Source organism: Streptomyces atriruber, from assembly GCF_001418325.1.
GTDB lineage: Bacteria > Actinomycetota > Actinomycetes > Streptomycetales > Streptomycetaceae > Streptomyces > Streptomyces atriruber.
Map to the genome: position 1 here is coordinate 1 of NZ_LIPN01000617.1, position 1,393 is coordinate 1,393.

Sequence of the window (1,393 nt, forward strand, 5' to 3'; positions counted from 1 at the left end):
CCCGCGCCGCCCGCCCCGGCCCCGCCGGGCGCCCCTGACACCTCGGGTACCCCGGGCGATCCGCCGTTCGACGAGACGTACCGGGGCCGGCGCATCCAGGGCGAGCCGATGGCCCACCAGGGCGGCCACGGCTCCGCGGGCTGGCGGATCACCGTCGACGGGCGGCAGCTCGGCCTCATGCGCCGCGCGGACGGCAGCTACCTCAGCATGGTGGACCACTACCAGTCGTACGCGACGCCGCTCGCCGCCGCGCAAGGAGCCGTCGACGAGCTCGGCCCCCTGCGCGCCCTGAGCGGCCGCCTCCACTGAGCGGGGCGGGAAACGGACGAACGCCGAAGGGACGGCCATGGCCCACACGCGCAGGAACCAGAGCAGCCTCAGCCGGGCGGAGCGGCGCCGTTTCGTCGACGCGGTGCTGAAGCTGAAGCGCCGGGGGGAGTACGACGAGTTCGTGCGCATGCACATCGACTTCTATGTGTCGGACGGCGACGACCGGCTCCGGGTCGCCCACATGACCCCCTCGTTCTTCCCCTGGCACCGCCGCTTCCTGCTCGAGTTCGAGCGGGCCCTGCGGCGCATGGACTCCGGCGTCACCGTCCCCTACTGGGACTGGACGAAGGACCGCGGCCGGGCCGGGTCGCTGTGGGGCGCCGACCTGATGGGCGGCAACGGGCGGCGGAGCGACCGGCGGGTCATGACCGGGCCGTTCGCGTACGGGAGCGGGCACTGGACCATCAAGGAGGACGTCACCGACGGGGAGTTCCTCACGCGTGACTTCGGCCGGCCCCAGGATCCGATCGACCTGCCCACGGCGGCCGACGTGGAGTGGGCCATGGCCGACCCCCGCTACGACGTGCCGCCGTGGGACTCCACGGCGCCCGAGGGCTTCCGCAACAGGCTGGAGGGCTGGACGTCGGCGCAGGGGAAGGAGCGGTGGCGGAACCACAACCGCGTGCACCGCTGGGTCGGCGGACACATGCTGGGCGGAGCCTCCGTGAACGACCCGGTCTTCTGGCTCAACCACGCCTTCGTGGACCTGCTGTGGGACCGGTGGCAGCGCCGCCACCCCGACTCCGCGCGCTATCTGCCGGAGCGGCCGCCCGGGCTCGGCTCGTCCCAGTACCGGCGCATCGTCGCCCGCCACGAGCCGATGCCGCCGTGGGACGCCAGACCGGACGAGCTCCTGGACCACAAGGGTCTCTACTCGTACGGAAGTTAGCGCGGGCACGACGGAGCCCCCGGCGGAACGCACGCCGGGGGCTCCGTCAGGGGCTGGTCAGCCGCCGTAGCCGGCGCCGCCACCGTGGGGGGCCTCGTGGTCGCCGCCCGGGTTCGCGCACTTGTTGCCGAAGGCGGGGTTCAGCAGGCCGATGACGTCGACGGTGTTGCCGCA

At 73.5% G+C, this 1,393-nt stretch carries 3 protein-coding genes; 2 read left to right on the forward strand and 1 reads right to left on the reverse strand.

Annotated elements, in window-relative coordinates:
* Positions 1-309, forward strand: a 309-nt coding sequence (locus AOK03_RS39295) for a tyrosinase cofactor (RefSeq protein WP_244177948.1), incomplete at its 5' end; no start/stop codon positions are given.
* Positions 310-346: 37 nt separating this feature from the next.
* On the forward strand, positions 347-1,219 hold the full coding sequence (locus AOK03_RS39300; protein ID WP_055570126.1) for a tyrosinase family protein: 873 nt from the start codon (positions 347-349) through the stop codon (positions 1,217-1,219).
* A gap of 57 nt (positions 1,220-1,276) precedes the next feature.
* On the opposite strand, the gene AOK03_RS45290 is transcribed toward AOK03_RS39300, so the two are convergent.
* Positions 1,277-1,393: chaplin family protein (locus tag AOK03_RS45290; protein WP_157869224.1), on the reverse strand; the 117-nt coding region annotated here is incomplete at its 5' end.